Source organism: Microbulbifer mixtoriginis (SeqCode), assembly GCF_052467945.1.
On the sequence record NZ_CP174328.1, the window covers coordinates 3,651,237 to 3,668,895 of the forward strand.

13 protein-coding genes are annotated in these 17,659 nt (G+C 47.3%); 4 read left to right on the plus strand and 9 right to left on the minus strand.

The window, feature by feature from the left end; all coding sequences use genetic code 11:
- Positions 1–288 precede the first annotated feature (288 nt).
- Together ACJJIJ_RS15790 and ACJJIJ_RS15795 are read left to right on the plus strand one after the other, a co-directional pair.
- On the plus strand, positions 289–2,205 hold the full coding sequence (locus tag ACJJIJ_RS15790) for a VCBS domain-containing protein (RefSeq protein WP_444937870.1): 1,917 nt from the start codon (positions 289–291) through the stop codon (positions 2,203–2,205).
- 55 nt (positions 2,206–2,260) lie between these two features.
- A complete protein-coding gene (locus ACJJIJ_RS15795; protein WP_444937871.1) occupies positions 2,261–2,560 on the plus strand; it encodes a hypothetical protein in 300 nt (99 codons plus the stop codon).
- A gap of 151 nt (positions 2,561–2,711) precedes the next feature.
- On the opposite strand, the gene ACJJIJ_RS15800 is transcribed toward ACJJIJ_RS15795, so the two are convergent.
- The 6 genes from ACJJIJ_RS15800 to ACJJIJ_RS15825 form a co-directional block, all read right to left on the minus strand.
- On the minus strand, positions 2,712–4,232 hold the full coding sequence (locus ACJJIJ_RS15800) for a tryptophan halogenase family protein (RefSeq protein ID WP_444937872.1): 1,521 nt from the start codon (positions 4,230–4,232) through the stop codon (positions 2,712–2,714).
- Between the two features lie 134 nt (positions 4,233–4,366).
- Complete coding sequence (locus ACJJIJ_RS15805) at positions 4,367–7,231, minus strand: TonB-dependent receptor (RefSeq protein WP_444937873.1); 2,865 nt, start codon at positions 7,229–7,231, stop codon at positions 4,367–4,369.
- A 314-nt stretch (positions 7,232–7,545) separates the two neighbouring features.
- Positions 7,546–8,508, minus strand: coding sequence for a glucokinase (gene glk / locus ACJJIJ_RS15810; RefSeq protein WP_252083507.1), 963 nt, complete (start codon positions 8,506–8,508; stop codon positions 7,546–7,548).
- A 227-nt stretch (positions 8,509–8,735) separates the two neighbouring features.
- A complete protein-coding gene (locus ACJJIJ_RS15815; RefSeq protein ID WP_444937874.1) occupies positions 8,736–9,044 on the minus strand; it encodes a DUF1272 domain-containing protein in 309 nt (102 codons plus the stop codon).
- Between the two features lie 411 nt (positions 9,045–9,455).
- A complete protein-coding gene (locus tag ACJJIJ_RS15820) occupies positions 9,456–9,767 on the minus strand; it encodes a cupin domain-containing protein (RefSeq protein ID WP_444882938.1) in 312 nt (103 codons plus the stop codon).
- Between the two features lie 59 nt (positions 9,768–9,826).
- Positions 9,827–10,123, minus strand: a complete 297-nt coding sequence (locus tag ACJJIJ_RS15825) for a hypothetical protein (RefSeq protein WP_444937875.1) — start codon at positions 10,121–10,123, stop codon at positions 9,827–9,829.
- A 352-nt stretch (positions 10,124–10,475) separates the two neighbouring features.
- On the opposite strand from ACJJIJ_RS15825, the gene ACJJIJ_RS15830 reads away from it, so the two are divergent.
- On the plus strand, positions 10,476–11,069 hold the full coding sequence (locus ACJJIJ_RS15830; protein ID WP_444882940.1) for a TetR/AcrR family transcriptional regulator: 594 nt from the start codon (positions 10,476–10,478) through the stop codon (positions 11,067–11,069).
- Between the two features lie 69 nt (positions 11,070–11,138).
- Here the strand turns inward: ACJJIJ_RS15830 and ACJJIJ_RS15835 are convergent, their stop codons facing one another.
- Genes ACJJIJ_RS15835 through ACJJIJ_RS15845 form a run of 3 tightly spaced genes read right to left on the minus strand, consistent with a single transcriptional unit; the run spans position 11,139 to position 15,488 of the window.
- Positions 11,139–12,323 carry a hypothetical protein gene (locus tag ACJJIJ_RS15835; protein ID WP_444937876.1) on the minus strand — a complete coding sequence of 395 codons (1,185 nt, stop codon included), beginning with the start codon at positions 12,321–12,323 and terminating at the stop codon, positions 11,139–11,141.
- A gap of 11 nt (positions 12,324–12,334) precedes the next feature.
- Positions 12,335–13,150, minus strand: a complete 816-nt coding sequence (locus ACJJIJ_RS15840) for an outer membrane lipoprotein-sorting protein (protein WP_252083513.1) — start codon at positions 13,148–13,150, stop codon at positions 12,335–12,337.
- Entirely contained in the window at positions 13,131–15,488 is a 2,358-nt protein-coding gene (locus ACJJIJ_RS15845) for an efflux RND transporter permease subunit (protein WP_252083514.1), read from the minus strand. Before ACJJIJ_RS15845 ends, ACJJIJ_RS15840 begins: the two co-directional genes overlap by 20 nt.
- 842 nt (positions 15,489–16,330) lie before the next feature.
- On the opposite strand from ACJJIJ_RS15845, the gene ACJJIJ_RS15850 reads away from it, so the two are divergent.
- Positions 16,331–17,632, plus strand: a complete 1,302-nt coding sequence (locus tag ACJJIJ_RS15850) for an amidohydrolase (protein ID WP_252083515.1) — start codon at positions 16,331–16,333, stop codon at positions 17,630–17,632.
- The last annotated feature ends 27 nt before the right edge of the window (positions 17,633–17,659 follow it).

A 17,659-nucleotide genomic window follows, 5' to 3' on the forward strand; every position in this document is an offset into this window, starting at 1 on the left:
GAGTTTGGTCACTTTACTCCCCTCTTAGAACATTATTGACACTCAAGTGAAGCATTGCATATTTCTTGCACACAAATTCAATTAAATGCATGAGCACAGACTCAGAACAAAATTTTATTTCGCGGAGTAATATGTGTTTTATTCATACTATGGATATCCAGAATTTACCCGTGTCATAGCTTTCCGTAGAAACCTCAAATATTTATCTGACTTCACAGAATAATAAGCTGGCCTCCCTATAATTCGGTCCGAATTATACCAAATGTAATCGAATCGATCGGGACAGACATGAACGAGTCATTAAAGTTACTTACAGCCATAAGTTTATCCGCTTTTCTTACAGCCTGTGGAGGGGGAGGGGGAGGCTCCGATAATGACAGTAACAATGGTGGCAACCCTGTAAGTGGTGATACAAGTACAGGCACTGATACAGGCACAGGCACAGACACAGGCACAGACACAGGCACAGACACAGACACAGACACAGACACAGACACAGATAGTGATAAGGACTCACCAGGAGTGATCACTGGCGGTGAAGGGATTGTCACTGAAGATATAAAAACCTCAGCTTCCGGCCAGTTGAGTGATAACTCTAAAGCCAATCAAAATTTTGAGGAATCAGATCTTCAGGGAAAGTATGGCAACCTCAAAATTTCCTCAGATGGCAGTTGGAACTACTCTCTAAATAGTAAACTTGCTGATCCACTAAGTGCTAATGAAATTGCCACAGATAAGTTCACAGTTGGTTTTGGCAGCAACGAAGAAACCACAACCATAACCATATCCATAACTGGAACTGATGATCCCTATACATTTGATCCAGGTTCACCTCTCGCAAAAATGGTTGTAGATAGTAGGGAGCACGCTCAAGGAATTATGATAATAGAGGATATCGATGGCGATACTCCGAAATTTGTCGAAGGCACCTTCTCTGGCAATTATGGCGAATTTAAAGTTTCCAATAACGGAGGCTGGGATTACACTCTTAATAACAACACTAATAACTTGAAAGAAGGTGAAACAGTAGAAGATACCATCAAATTCCACTTAACGGATGGTGTAGAGCAGTCGGTTACGTTTACTGTAGCTACTATAGATCCGACAGAGAGCAGCATTGTATTTATTCTAATGAACTTCTCCGATGGGGCTGCAACAGACCAGGGCGATCTTACTCATATAGCTAACACTGTATTCAATGATGTAGATTCACTTGATAATGCTTATAGAGAAAACTCTTTCGGACAACTCAAGTTCCTTCGCCATCGTGTCAAGGATAAGTCATTACAGCACTATTGTTACGGTGAGCAAGGCAAGGAAGAAACTTCACTGGATTGCATCGTCTTCGACATCCCCGATAGTGAAAATGGCGGAATCTTGAGTATAGAAAATGCTGTTGCCCGAGCACAGGCCGGCCAAGAAGGGGAGTATACAGATGGTGGCTTTGAATGGCGTGATAAGGCTTATCAATGGGCAACAGACAATCTTTTTGATGAGAATGGCCAACCCCTAAATCTGCGCAACTGGCGTCATCAAGTTTTTATTTACCCAAATGCATCTTACAGAGCAGGTCTTGTCGGTGCAGGCATCGCCAGTGTCGGAGGTGGTATGAGCCTGGTCGCTTCCTTCTCTGATCAAAATGTTATGGGACATGAATTAGGTCACAATATTGGCCTCAGCCATGCAGGCCTCGACAGTAATAATGATGGAGACACTAACGACAGTGGTGATAGCGAATACGGTACTGACGGCTCCCTCATGGGCAACCGATCCCAATCAAGATTATTTGGCAGTGCTCACCGAGAGTATATGAAATGGTATGATCTCTTTCCTGAGTACACCAAAACTGTTGAGCAAGTTGTCCCCTCCTCTCAGGATTTAGAATTAGAAGCCATTGAATTAACAGCCGGAGAACTTTCCGGCTCTCTGCCTCAACAGCTAAAGATAGAAAGTGCTGGCAGCCAAAATGGCGGAAATCATTATTACGTCAACTATCACATAGCTCACGATATACTTAACCCACGATCACAATTTGAAGGTTCAGTAACCGTTCATTATCTTAATGGTAGAACATCCAACCATGTTGCTGTACTTAAACAACCAGGTGACAGCTTTACCGACTCAAAAATTGGGCTCTCAATTACATATAAATCTAAGAACTCTTCCAGTAAATCAGCTGTTGTTAATGTAAGCTATGGACAATAGTTTCTGTGCAACTTGACCTATTCCAATCAGAATGATTATTAAAAGGATAAATATTATGTTAAGAATTTTTACACTGATCGCGGGGTTGACTCTCACTTTCTTTGCTCAAGCAGAAGAGGTTGTAACTGGAACCCTGGAGGAAATCATCTCTGAAGATTTTGAGACTGGGAAAGTAGAAAGACGCTTCGCCTTGAAAGATGAGCAAAGTGGCCACTACTATTTTATTGAAGCAGATGAACTAAAACGCAAGGGCATGAAATCTGGAGACCGAATAAAGATTCGCGGTGAGCGTGGTGAAAGGCGTATGCTACACATCCGGGAAACACAAAAACTTAAAGCCGAAGGAGAGGAATAACCCGGATGGCTTACTCTAACAGCAAACCAGTGCTTGAGTTTCTTCTGCAAATTATTTTTAGATCGTGAAAGTGGAATCGTAAACCTAAGCACTTACTTCTTATCGATTTTTAGCCCTGCCTATTGCAGGGCTTTTTACACTTCCCATTAATTCAGCCACCATCTCCCAACGACAATAAATGAAGCTGCTGTAAATGAGATTTAAAATTAAGGGCGCAACGGCGATTAAAATCCTTGATTTCCTCAATTTTATACTTATGTGCTAGTTCATTCCCCGATCGTAATTGCTCCTGGCTCGGATAAACACCCTTCCCAGTCAACAGGCAATTCCAGGATACATTCGGGAAATAGACATCTAGTTTTTGGTCCAGCAGTTCATCAGTAATATTCTTGCCTGCCATCCAGGACATCAAGATTGAACGCAGGGAGGGAGATATCTTTTCATTAGTGCCATTGGCTATCCAATAATCCGTATCTGTTCTTGAACTTATACGGTAGTGACAGACGATATAGTCTCGCACCGCATCAAAACGAGCGCTGATACGATTATTAAAGTCATCCCTATACTTATCTGTATGATCACCATTGTTATAGGCCTCTATAAAGCGCACCACGGTTTCCTGAACCATATCCAACGCCGTTGCCTCTAAAGGCTCAATAAAGCCTTGGGAGAGCCCCACCGCCAGGCAGTTCTTGGCCCAGTGTTGAGCAACCCGTCCCACCTTGAACTTTAATCTACGCGCCTCGACATCACTGTCCAACAACCCCAAGTGAGCGCGAAATTCCGTTTCCGCCTTGTCATCGTCGACAAAGCGAGAGCTGTAAACATAGCCGTTGCCATTGCGATTGGTCAGCGGGATTTGCCAGGCCCAGCCATATTTCATTGCAGTAGAAATAGTGTGCGGTGCATACTCCTTTTCCTGGTCTGTAGCAAATACAACCGCAGAGTCGTTAAACAGACTCTCAGCACTGCTGATAAAAGGAACTTTCAGGGATTGTTGTATAAGATTTCCACGGAAGCCGGAACTGTCCACATACAGATCCGCTTTGAGAACCTCACCGTCAGTAGTTTTCAGGTGATCAATATTCCCCTGTGCATCGAGCATGGCACCAGCCACTGTCGCCACCTTATAGCGAACCCCTTTTTTTTCGGCAACACGCCGCAGGAACTGGCCCAATAAACCAGAATCAAAATGGTAGCCATAGGCAATTTCAAAAGGGAAGTTTTCCGGCGCGACTGGAGATAATTTTTGCCGGATCATCTCAGTTGCCAGAAAGAAGTGGTCCGGGTGTCCCTCCAAGTCAACACCTTTCCTGCGCAGGTAACTATTATGAAAAAATGCCGGAATAGTAAATTGGTCCGGCTGGCCGACAAAGGGATGAACATACTCGGTAAAGCCCGGTTTGACCGACCAATCCCTAAAGGTAATACCGACCTTGTAAGTAGCGTTACAAGCTGGCATCCACTCCGATTCGCTAACTCCTATAGTTTCCATAAAACCTTTTAGCGGCGGGGTTGATCCCTCCCCCACACCGATAATTCCAATATCCGGTGATTCCACCAGGGTAATTTCAAACCCTTTATTCTGCCAATGGGTCGCCATCAGATTGGCGGTTATCCAGCCAGCGGTACCCCCGCCAAGAATAATTATTTTTTTACATTGATTGCTCATGGCGACTCTCAAAAATTCGGCACCGCACTTATTTTCGGGCCCTTTAATATTTCAAAAAAAACCGCCCGGCAAGCGTAGCTCAGCGGGCGGTCTCTTATCACATCTTCGGTTTACACCGAAAGAATCAGCGATACTTAGTAGCTATAGTTCAAGCCGAGGTAGAACTGACGCCCAAACTCAGTGTATTCACCGAGGACTCCATCTACTCCGTAGGATTTCACATCAGCTTCATCCGTAAGATTGTTCGCTGAGAAAATTACATCAATACCGTTATCAAATGCGTAGGATATCTGTGCATCGACAGTGGTATAGGCTTGTGCTTCCACAGGTGTGGAGCTACCCGGTACCGGCATATTCAGGATAAATTCATCCCGATAGCGAACATTGACGTGGGAGCTGAAATTTCCGATGTCCCAGAATACTGTAGTGCTCCAGACATTTTCAGAGAGGCCCGGCAACGGCAGGTTTTCACCATAGAGGTTACCGCCACTCACTTCGGTTTCACTCTCAGTATATGAATAGCTGGCGGTCATACCCAAGCCAGCCCAAATACCTGGCAGCTGATCAAAGGTTTTGGTACCCGCAAGCTCGATGCCTCGAATATAACCACCCTTGTCGTTGTTCACGTAAGTCTCGAAAGCGCCGGCTTCCAGACCAACGGGAATTTCAATACCCAGGGAATCAAACAGCGCCGTTCGATCTGCCTGGCTGTCCAGGTAGATATACTGCTTTTCTACCAGACTTTCGATATCTTTCCAGAAAATGGCTGCAGTTACCGCGCCGCCATCTTCGAAATAGTGCTCATAAGCCAGGTCAAACTGGTTTGCACGGAAAGGATCGAGGTAGGGAGACCCCTTGGTCCAAACGTTGTACTCCGTAGCGCCATCGTTATTAACGCTGTTCCAGGAGCCAGCGCCGCCCTTCAGCTGCCCAACCGGCGGACGGCCCATCACTTTAGCTGCAGCAAAGCGAATGTAGTCCTGCTCGGTCAGCTCAAAGTTCAAGTTAAGGGAAGGCAGGGTGTCTGTGTATTCGGGGCCGTACTCAACATAGTCGTAGCTATCTGAAGTTACACCCACGTCATCAGTAATTTCGATACCATTGCCAGCACCCACATTTTGGATACCGCTGGACTTCACATCGGTTTCAACAACCCGTACACCGAAATTACCAGTTACTGGAATACTACCCAACTGGGTTTCGATATTGGCCATCAGGTAGTAGGCAAAAACTTCCTCTTTCACAGCACCGGACTCAACGAAAGTCCAGTCCTGGCTAAATACCTTTTTACCTTCGTAATTACCGGCACCAAAAATACTGGAAGCCAGGGCATCCATATCGTTGACTACGAATTGGGGTATCCCATTGGTAGATTCAATGCTGACATAGCCGTCCAGCAGTTGCGGCTCACAGTCGATGTCGGACAGGTTATCCGCACAGTAGTCATTGAATTGACCATCGCGGCTACCGTACAGGAAAGCACCACGCTCAGAATCGAAAGTACGCTCAGAGACACGGAATCCAGTCTCTATAGAGGCAATGGCTCGCCACTCCAAGTCAAACTTGTAATCGAACTTGAAGGCTTCAACTTTATCGGTGTACTCGTGGGGGTACTCTTCGTAGCGCGACAAACGTATGGTATCCAGATCGGTGAAATCTACACCGGAGAAAACGCCTGAGGGAATACCATCACCATTAAGGGAATAGGCAAAGCTCTGCCCAGCAGCTTCTTCCCAGGTCTCTAAGTTCCCATTGTCATCGTAGGTCAGGTCGTAAGAGTGCATGGATACAATCTGATCCTTGCGCGTCTTGGTGCCCTTACTATAGGAGTAGTCAACGGCCAGAGTGTGGCGGTCACCAAAATTCCACTCCAGGTTCAGGCCAATACTATCGCTGTCCGCCTGAGTGGATTGATCCTCAGAGCGGGATTCAAACCAGGGGCTGGAATCGTAAACAGTTTTTGGATCAGTAATAATTACCGTTCCATCGGTAACCACTCCGCCGTTTACTTCCGTATCGGAAAGGGTATACATGTCTGTATTGGCCAGGCCACCAACCGTAATACCGTGGCGAGTATCCACACGCTCAAAGTCAGATTTGAAGTAATCCAACTGGGCCTTGAAACCATCGGTAGGCTCAAAAACGACGCTGGCCAGGTAACCATTGCGAGTATCGGTACCATCACCTGACTGCCATTGGAATGCGCGCGGCAAAGCATCTGCGCTGCCATCACCATCGTAATCGCTTGCCGGCGGTTCATAACCGATCTGGGCGTCTGCACCCGTGCGGGACTTTACAAAGCTATTCGGCTGCTCAAGGTGGGAATAACCCAGGGCTACGCCCACCTTGTCATCCATAAATTTACCCATGTACGACAGCGTGACGCGCTCACCGAATTCGTCGGCACCGACGTCGTCTGCTGCGTCGTTAAACGACATACGTACATTGGCATTAAAGTTGTGTTCTTTCTCGGCATCGAGAGGATTGGCTGTTTTCAGCTCTACAGAGCCCGCTACGCCACCTTCGATATGAGAGGCTTTCGGAGTCTTGTAGACCGCTGCCTGATTAATCAGCTCAGCTGGGTACTGGTCAAAAGATATCCAGCGAGTACTTTCGGTATAACCACTGGTAGAGGCCTGCTCACGACCATTCAGAGTGGTCTGCAGGAAGTCGCCGTTCATACCGCGGATATTTAGCTGTGAGGACTGACCGTTGGATCGCACGGTGGTTACGCCGGGCAGGCGGCCCAGGGCATCGGCGATTGATTGGTCGGGAAGAGATGACAGAGCGCCCGCATCTACCACATCGGCCACCACATCGGCGGCGCGCTTGGCTTCAACGGAGTCCAAAACGCTGGTGCGAATACCGGTAACTGTTACTTCTTCCAGTGTTTCCTGCTCCTGCGCATAGGCCCCAACCGAGGTGGACACGGAGGCCGCGATGGCAGCAGATAGCAAAGTGGGTCTGAGCGCCCCTTTACCTTTATTGGATAGACTCATCATCTTCTCCCTGGACTTATCGTTATGTTGAGACCCTGCATCCTAGGGCGGCCCCTAATCCATAACATCCTCCCCTGAGGGGGGAGGAGGTGGGAGAAACTGTGACTGCTGTCACGCGGCTATGCCGCTTAATTGTACGCGATAGAGTTAACGTAAAAGATACCTGACAGGAAAGGCGAAAAAGGGATTTATAGCTTCAACACTGTGAAACCTCCTGGAGGCCAGGGGTAAGGAGGTCCTGAGTATCCTCTCAACTATTTTTGTAGCGCCCCCGAAATGGTTGACCTCCTCTTTTCAGGGGCAAAATAGGCAAATCAGCCTTCTAACTGCACCGCAGCACCGATTAGAGCTTGGTAACCGGCATTCAAAGCATATACCGGCACGGCTTCCAGCCACGGTGCAACCCGCCCCTTGTTAAGGAAGCGCTGTTCGAACTCACTTTCTGGCAGTAGCTCAGCGATCCGAGGCAGGATGCCCCCTCCCAGGAAAACACCACCGCGAGCCCCCATATACAGCGCAGCATCTCCCGCGGCACTGCCAAGGAAATTGAGGAAATCCAGCAGGGTTTCACGACACATGGGATCGGTATTATCCAGGCCACGGGCGCTCACATCCGGCGGTGTCAGTGCCTCAGGAGTACGGCCATTTAACTCACACACGGCTCGGTAAAGGTTCACCAATCCGCTGCCAGAAAGAACCCACTCATTAAAAACCGGACAGCGGCTTTTCATCAGGATCTGTAGCAGTTGCAGTTCGCGTTCAGTAGACACTGTCAGGTTGGCATGGCCACCCTCGCCGGCAAGCACATGATAGCGGCCATCTGCCTCGGCTAGGCCTGCCACGCCAAGGCCAGTTCCCGGACCCAGTACTACCATGGGCGCACCCTGTGGACGAGGCACATCCCTCAGCACGGTATAATCGCTACTGGACAGGCGCGGTAGTGACTGAGCCAGCGCGGCAAAATCATTAATCAGCTCCAGATGGGGGAACTGAAATTCCTCGGCCAGAGCCGTTGCATCAATGCTCCAGCCCAGGTTCGTCATATAAACGCGCTTTCCAGAGGGAGTCTTCTCCAGCGGGCCGGCAGCAGCAATACACACTTTCTCTGGCCTGGGCTGATCGAGGCTATCGAGCCAATGCTGCAACGCAGCATCAAATCCTTCAAAGCGTTTGCAGTCCACTACTTTCAGCCCCTCTAGCTGATAGCCCTCTGCAATTGGCTTGGCTATCGCAAAACGGGCGTTGGTGCCGCCGATATCCGCTACGATACTCGTCATAGTTATCCCTGTTCAGATCCCCAAAAAAAAGGAATATAAGTTACGGTGTCAGAGAAGATATTGCCAGTCCCAAAAGTATTCTTACCGGACCATTCAACCCAAAAAGAAACCGGTTAACCCAGAGAGCCTCTGACATATTTGCAGTAAAATACCGAGTAACCACAATAATTAGACTGCAAGCTTTTGATTGGTCACAGGAAAGAGCTTATTTAAGTTTAAGCAAAACTTTAGCGCGCCTCTGGGGATACCGCCTTCAGCGATGCAGCAAAGTCTCGCATCTCCTCTTTACTGTAGCGACTCAAAACCCGCTTTTGCGATGCAGGCTGAAATTGAATCCCCACCCCTTGGCGTCTCGCCACTTGCGGCCGTACCGGACGAGGGCAAAATCCACCTCCACAATTGGGACAGACATTGCTCAAAATCTCCTCAACACAGGCCTTGCAAAAGGTACACTCATAAGTACAAATCATCGCCTCTACAGAATTAGGGGGGAGATCTTTATCGCAACTCTCACAATTCGGTCTTAATTCCAGCATTCTAGACTCCCTTTATTAGCTATAAATTTTTGACAATAATCGTTTTCATTACTTACTGTTTATGTGGATAAATTTACCAATCCGAAATTTTTAGGTGATTCATATTTCGTCATAACAGGCAAAGAAAAAACCACCCTTTTTTTTGCAAAAAATACAGACTGCTTTCCCAACCGGGACAAATAAGAACGCTCAAAGAAAACCGCCAATATTATCGCAAATTTTGCAAAAATAATGGTATCAAAATGACAATAAGTCGTCATAATCCGTCATCTACGTCCGTAACGGAATACACAGCAAAAAAATATTTCACTCCCGACCTAGGCAATCAGCTTCGCAAGGGCTAATCACAGTCGCACATAATCAAGAATAATTTCTGGTAAAATGTGTTTTTTTCAGAAAGAAAAGATTTACCTAAACACTACCTTCAGATTCCACAACCAGAATACGAGCCTCACCAACAGGATGAGCTACATGTTCCGTGCCCTCGGAAGCGTGGAATATATCACCAGGTCCAAGAAGTTCCGATTCGGTTCTACCTGCTACTTTGTAAAACATTTCTACATGACCATCGAGAACAGCAAAGACTTCCTGGCCATCATTGATATGCCAAATATAAGGTTTATTAGTCCAATGCAGTTTAGTGGTAATCCCGTTCATATTTGCGATCAGTTGCGATTCCCAGGGCTTACTACCGGTAAAATCTCTGCTACGCACTATTCTCATAATGTTTATTCCAATATCGCTTTATAAAATTTCCGGAACCTTCATTTAGAGAGTGGTAACTATAAAGCGGGTTCTTCAGGCGCAGGTGTAGTCATAACACCATTTTCATCAGTCTTTTTTTCTGCCAGCTCATCAACTCGCCTCACCCCAAAAGTCACCGTTGGTGGAATTCCCATCCCCAGATCGATATCCGCAACACGGTAATTGCATCCCCTGGCTTTGAGAATGGCATTCACCTTCTCCTGCTTTTCAACCGCTTTGATAACGGTATTGGCTATTACTTCATCACTGCTAAAAGCGGTTACAGACTCATTGACCCTTTCACCAAGTTCCTTGGCTTTATCAAAAATACCCATAATTTCCTATTCCTTCTCTATTCATTCGCGACAGAAATCATAGGTCAATTATCTTTTTTTAGGAACCGCAAGCAGGTAGCCTTGACTCCACCTCGAGGCCACAACAATCAAAGGTTAAGACGAGCTGGTCACTTACATAAGAGACTTTGAGCAACCGGTTAAAAGGGGCCCATTAGTCAGCACCCGGCCTTTGTACCGAATAAGCTGACTACCTATTCATGAACCGGAAAATCCGCTGGATTATTCATGACAAAACCAATTTACCCCTATAATTTTGAGACTCTCCCCCTCTCGTCTTGCCCCCCCCAGATTGATATGTCACTATCATTTTTTTGAGGTTTGGTAACGATAAATGAGTGGGCGCAAGCAGTTCGATGAGTCACAAGTACTAGACAAGGCCATGCGCGTTTTCTGGGAAAAAGGCTACAAAGCAACTTCCTTGTCGGATCTTGAATCGGCCATGGGACTGAATAAATCCAGTATCTACAACACCTTCCAAAGCAAGGAAGGGTTGTATGGCCGCTGTCTGGAACATTTCCACACCCAATATGCCTGCGATGCTATGGATACCTTAAACCACCCGGACTTCCGCACAGCTATGGGCGGCTTCCTGGAAATGCTTCAGTCTGGTATGGAGAGCTCTGAAACTCCTGAAGGCTGTATCGCTACTATGGCAGCAATGGAGGTGGGTGCCAGTGAAGGATTTCTCGCTGACCTGGTAGCAAAGGGTACCAATGATATGCTGAACCGGATCGAAACCCGTATGCGAAAAGCTATTGACGATGGCCAATTGCAGGCCGGTGTCGATTGTGCTGCCCTCGCCGCGATGGTTATGGCGGTAAGCCGAGGCGTAGTGGCTCTGAATAAAGGTACGGGCAGTACCACAGCAGGCAAAAACAGTTACCAACAGCTATCCACAATTCTGGACCAGTATACACTTCCCTAAAAAAAGCCCACCCCAAAACTTCTTACCTCTTTGGGGTGGGAATGGGGGTATTCCTGTGAGAATTAACTTTTAAAAATAGTGACGTAATTCCAACTGAAAATAGTCGTCGTTACGCAAGCTGTAGGTGGGGTCTTCTTCATCGGCATTACCGAAAAAACGCGCTTCCGCTTCCATTAACCAGCGGTCATTTAGTCGGTGGGTCAGTTCCAAATTGGAAAAACGACTACCGTTATCCAAATCGGTACTTACGGCAAATAAGAGCTCTGTATCCTGTGTATTATTTAGGGCGTATCGCGCACCTATTGCAATGTCATTTTGACTGGCCGTAGACCAAGGTCCGGTACGATCATCAAATTGATACTCCATTAATACCCCAAGATCTGAGACCGTTTCGCCAATACCATAAAATGTATATTCGAAACCACCGACAGCCGCTGTCTGGCGATCTTCACCGCGAGGTATAAATGAAATAGCTTCAAACTTCCACAACCAATCTCCACGGGTAGTTTGAATGTCCACACCCGTCTGATCGATCTGTGCATAGTAAGGCACAAGCAAGCCATCTTCCGTAAGCAATAATAATGGATCCCGATTAGTACCGGAAAAATGGCTGAGGCCCAGGTCCCAATCTCCAAGTACATGGCTGTAACGAAAGGCCCAATCTATATGCTTCTCCTCCCGGTCAGATTGATAAACCGCAGCATCCTCATCCACCAGCAGCGGCGCACGCAATCGTCCTTCCCGGCCAGCAAATTGACGCTCGCGAAAACCCAGTAAACCGTACACTTCCAGTGTTCCCCAATCACGCTCCATCAGGAGGTTAATCATGGGTTGGCCCAGCTTGTCTTCACCGTCGATATTTTCCAGTGCATCATCCTGGTTAATCACATCCACCAAGTGCACGGTTTCAGTAACTCCCCAAAATACTTTACGCACCCCAGCGTAAAGCTCGAAACTATCGTAAGCTTTCCACCAGTAAAGCTCGCCGAGATCCGCGTGATTGCGATCGTTATCCTCACTGTCCCAGCGCCCAAAAACACTGGCCACAACACGCTGGTTTCCATCGTCAAAATCCCGGTAGTACTCGAGATTTAAAGACGCAGAAAGACCGGCATCACTTTGTGCTGAATCCAAAGGGTCTGCGGTGAATGCGCGGGCCTCCAGGCCCGCATAACCGCTCAACTCATTTGCTCCAGTCGTATGACTCAATGCCGCTAATAGTGGCAACAAAATGAGTATTTTTCGGTTAACCATGGGCGCAATCCCTATTTCGCCCTGGAGAGACTATTTTTGGTGAAGTCGCGATCGGTAAAACCATTGCCAAATACCCAGTCGCCATACAACAACTCCGTGGATTTACCGGTCTGGTGATTAACCATTTCCATTTTATTGGCTCGCCAGTATTGATCGCCGTACTGGTTGTAGTCGGAAATCGTAAGGGTCTTCATCAGGTCCCCTTTTCGATCATAGTAATCCGTTCTCCATGCGCGGTACTCCTCTGTATCAACCCAAAGGTGTTGAATGGAATAACCAGATTTAGGATCAACCGGGTCCAACTCCAGAACAAAGTGATCACGTCCATCGAAAGATTCGTTGCGCAAATATTTGTAGGTGTATTTCTCCACCTCCTGTGAGGCAATATCTTCATAGGAGAATTCACTACCCATAAATGGTCCAGACTTGTTACTGGAGGAAATACGCTTTACTCGCTTTAAAGCAGGTAAATAGAGCCACTGGTCATCGGAGCCCACTTTATGAGTAAAGGACAAAAATGCTGTGCCCTTTACATCCCGAGGGTTGTCAAAAATCACCAGAGATTTATCTCCATCATTTTCCTGCTCCAGGGTTTTGGTGCGCATAGCCCGCACACTCTCCTCACCATATTTATTGCGCAGGGTCATTGTTAAGCTGTTACTGAGATCACCGAATCCCAAGTCGCGACGATCCGCCTCCTTGGCGATTTCCAGGCCTTTTTCTGCATTCAAGTCCAGTTCACTGGCAGAAATAGAGAAAGCTGCCAGAGCCAGGGCACCTGCTAGGGCCCGTGTCAAAAACTGTTTTTTAGAGCGGCTGGGTTGCATAGTTTTGCTCCTTATTTTCAATAGAGGTAATAGCGGGGTCGTATGCCTTGGCATCAAGCTTCATCAAGAGAATCGGAAGAAGTAGGAAATCCGCTAGCAAAGCCATCAAAATGCAAATTGCAGTCAGAAGTGCCATGGAGGAATTCATACCGAAGGAGGACTGGGCCAAAACCATAAATCCGGCAATCAGAATGACTGAAGTCACAACTATCGCTACACCCACTGAAGAGAAGGCGTAACGCAGTCCGTCCTCTACGTTGTAGCCTGCACGGCGCTGGCGCAGGTATTTACTGAGGAAGTGCACTGTGTCATCTACCACAATACCCAGTGCCATACCGGTCACCATAGTGACAGCCACATTAACTTCAGCTACCAGTGCACCCCAAAGGCCAAATGCCAGACCGGCCGGCAACAAGTTAGGAATTAAGCTTAAGAAACCGAGTTTGACACTGCGCAGGGCAATACCAATCAGTGCAGAAATTAACACCAGCGCAACCAGAGTGCCCACCAACATGCCCTCCATATTGCGCTCGGCAATATTGGCAAACATGATCGCCGGACCTACGCCATAGGTAGTTACACCAATATTTTTCTCCAGCCAATTACTGCCGGCATCCGCCACCGTTTTGAGTTCTTTCGACTTGAGATTATCGAGAGTTACAATAATCTGCGTCGACGACTTAGCCACATTCAGCTGATTATTTAAATCCAAGCCATAGGGGAGAGACAGCTCGTACAGTAACAAATACTGGGCTGCCAATTCCTGGTCTTCAGGCAACATGTAGTAGGCCGGATCGTCAGCATGCAGATTTTTGTTCAAGCGCTTGAAAGTATCGCCAATGGTATTGACATGGCGCACGCCGGGCTGGGCCTGCATCCACTCAGTGAAACCCTCCAGATTGACAAGAAACTCCGGATTGCTGACACCATTGCTGTCACCGGATTCGATCGAGTAAATCAGCTGGTAAATACCAGAGAGGTTGTCATTGATATAATCTGAATCGGTTCGGAACTCCACAGATTCATCAAAGTAACCAACAAAATCATCATTAATCTCATTATTTGGAATCATTGCCAACAATCCCAACGAGACAATAACGCCCGCCAGTAATATCGGGCGCTGACGGCGAATCACAAAATCTCCCAGAGTATCCATGGAGCGTCCAATTTTGGATTCACTGGCGCGACTCTTGGCCGGCAGTATCGCCATCAATGCAGGCAGTAAGGTAACCGATAAGAAGAAGGCCACCATCACACCCATAGCAGTAATATTACCCAGATCGTGGAAGGGAGGCGCATCGGAAAAGTTCATCGACAGGAAGCCAATGGCGGTAGTGATCGAGGTTAAGAACACAGGCCCCATATTGAGCTGCAAGCTCTCTTTAATTGCATCGTGCTTGCTGAGGCCACGGCGCATTGCAGCGAACAAACTCACCAATATATGTATCGAATCCGCCACTGCGAGAGTCATAATAATGGTGGGCGCAGAAGCGGAGGGCGGTGTCAATTTAACACCTATAAAACCGGCCAAACCCATGCCTGCGGCCATGGAGAAGACGATAACCAACAGCGCGGCAAAAGTCGCACTGAGGCTCCGCACCAACAAAAATACAACCGCAATAATCACCAGGTACATGAGCGGAACTAAAGTGCTCATATCTGACTGAGAGGCCTCAAAAAATGCATTACTCAGTAAAATAATACCGGTCGCATAGACCTCTACATCGTATTTTGCCTCAATCTCTTCCATCAATGCCTGTGCAGCTTCAGCCGCTTCGGGGGTTTCATGCATCGATTTTTGTGGAAGCTGAAAGGTGATATTTATCCCTGTAACGGAACCATCACTATTTACCAGGCGCTCCTTCAAGGTGGGATCTGCCAGCGCTACAGCCTTGATAGAGGCCAAGGTTTCTGCATCTAAATTGCTGGCATTTTCCACCAAGTCCTGTACCAGGAGGTCATCTTCCTCGGCAATGGTGTGCTGGAAGTTAGTGATTGAATCCACCCGCAGCGCATAGGGTAACAACCAGGATTTCTCCGTCATCTCCTCTACGGCTGCCAGGGCATCATTGGAAAAGGCATTGCCATCTTTAGGCACTACCGCAAACAGAATATTGTCATTCTTGGTGTAAGTGCGCTGGATTTGCTCATAAGCTTGTAGTTGAGGATTAGCTTCACTGAAGAATGCCCGGTAATCATTGTTGAAACCCAGGAATCTTGCTCCGCTTACCGCAAAGAAGGCTAACAGTAGTGCGCCAATGGCTACCAGCCATCGATATCGAATAAGCCAATCCGCATAACGGCTGACCCAATTCGAAGGTAATTGGGGGGATGACATTAAATCAGCTCCTTCAAACAACTTGATAGAAAAATAATTAATCAACAACCTAAGAAAATGGGTATTTACTTACGGCCACAGAATCCCGTAATAGCCAATATAAGATCAGCTACAAAATTTGATAAAAAGGCACACTAATGCTGTCAGACAAGCCGTAAATATGGCCGAGACATCAATAAGAAATCATCGCTTTATACGCTATAAGAACCACTTATTTGTAATTAGTGGTAATCAATCATTAAGCAGAGCTTACTCTCACCAATACAGAGGCGATTGCCGGAGAACCGCAGAGTTAAGAAAATATCTAATTTACGACGACGTAAATCTAACAACAAATAGAATAATTATTTAAATATACCTAAGACATACAGATATATTAGCAACCTGCCTATTATTAGCACTATAAATTAACTTGTTAATTATCCTCTAAGAAATAATTAGAAGGCTCTACAAGTTAAGCATTACTGATTTTTTCATCACGCATTAACACCCAAAGTGATTGGTCAGCAATACCAATGGTCTTGGACCTCACAGATATATTCTCAGCATTCCATTGGGCCTAATGAAACAAAGCACAACAGTTTGCCCAACCTATGACCAATCAGTATCACCTTCTGTGTCACCCAGTCTTGTAAAGACTATGAGAACCCCCCTGCTACTGTGCTCATTGTTCTGTGGTTATAGCTCTTTCCGCAATCTATGCAGAACATCTTGAACCGTTCGGTTCATCATGTCAACACTGGAATTTCAAAATATATAAAGGCGGGCCAGCGCGAGCGAGCCTGTTACGCAAAATCTGGGTTAGAATCGGCCGACGATAATGAGAATGAAGGAATTGTGCTGTGAAAAAACTGCTCCTGCCTATCGCAATCGGTGCATCGCTGCTAGCTACCCATGCTTCTGCAAACGACCCCAAGCCTCAGCAATTGCTGGAAAATACTGAGTCCAAAGTGATCGAGTGGCGTCGCCACCTGCACCAAAACCCAGAACTGGGCAATCGCGAATTTGAAACAGCCAAATATATTGAAAAACACTTACGTGCACTGGGCCTTGAAGTTGAAACCGGCATTGCTCATACGGGCCTTGTAGGCTTTTTGAGAGGCGGCAAACCCGGGCCAACCGTTGCCTTACGCGCGGACATGGACGCTTTGCCAGTCACCGAGAGAACTGATGTCCCCTTCGCTTCCAAAGCGAGAACCACTTACCAGGGTAAAGATGTTGGCGTGATGCATGCCTGTGGCCACGATACCCATGTGGCCATGCTGATGGGCGCTGCCGAGGTCCTGGCGGGCCTTCGCGATGAGCTGGCTGGTAACGTCTTGTTTATATTCCAGCCCGCAGAAGAAGGCGCACCGGACAATGAAGAAGGTGGCGCGGAGCTAATGCTCAAAGAGGGCATCTTCAAGAAGTACAAGCCAGACGTGGCCTTTGGCCAGCATGTCACTTCCTCGCTACCCACCGGCGTCATCGGCTATCGCTCGGGCCCGCTTATGGCCGCTGCCGATGAGTTCCGTATTACTATCAACGGCCGCCAAACCCATGGTTCACGCCCCTGGAGTGGAGTGGACCCTATTGTCGCCGCCGCACAAGTCGTAATGGGCACTCAAGCCATTGTCAGCCGCCAGATCGATATCACTAAAGAGCCCGCAGTCGTTTCCTTCGGACGTATTGACGGTGGTGTCCGCAACAATATCATTCCCGACAGTGTCTATCTGAACGGCACCATCCGTAATTTTGATATGGATAACCGTGCAGAAATTTTCAAACGCTTAAAAACCACTGCTAAGTTAATTGCTGAAAGCTCCGGGGCAAGCGCGGATGTGGAGATTCTGGAGGGCTATCCGGTAACAATAAATAATGCAGAGCTGACAGAAATGGCCCTGCCTATTTTGAGGTCTGTTGTTGGCGAAAAGAACGTAATCGAAATCCCGAAAATTACTGGAGCAGAGGATTTCTCCTACTACGCTAATGAAATCCCAGGCTTATTCTATTTCCTGGGGGTAACTCCAAGAGATCAGGATGCCAGCCAAGCCCCAAGCAATCACTCACCGCTTTTCTATGTGGATGAAGATGCTTTGCGTAAGGGTACTGAAGCGCTGACCCTGTTAACTTTGGATTATATGGCAAACTATAAAAAACAATAAAATAAAAAGGGCCTCTTTCGAGGCCCA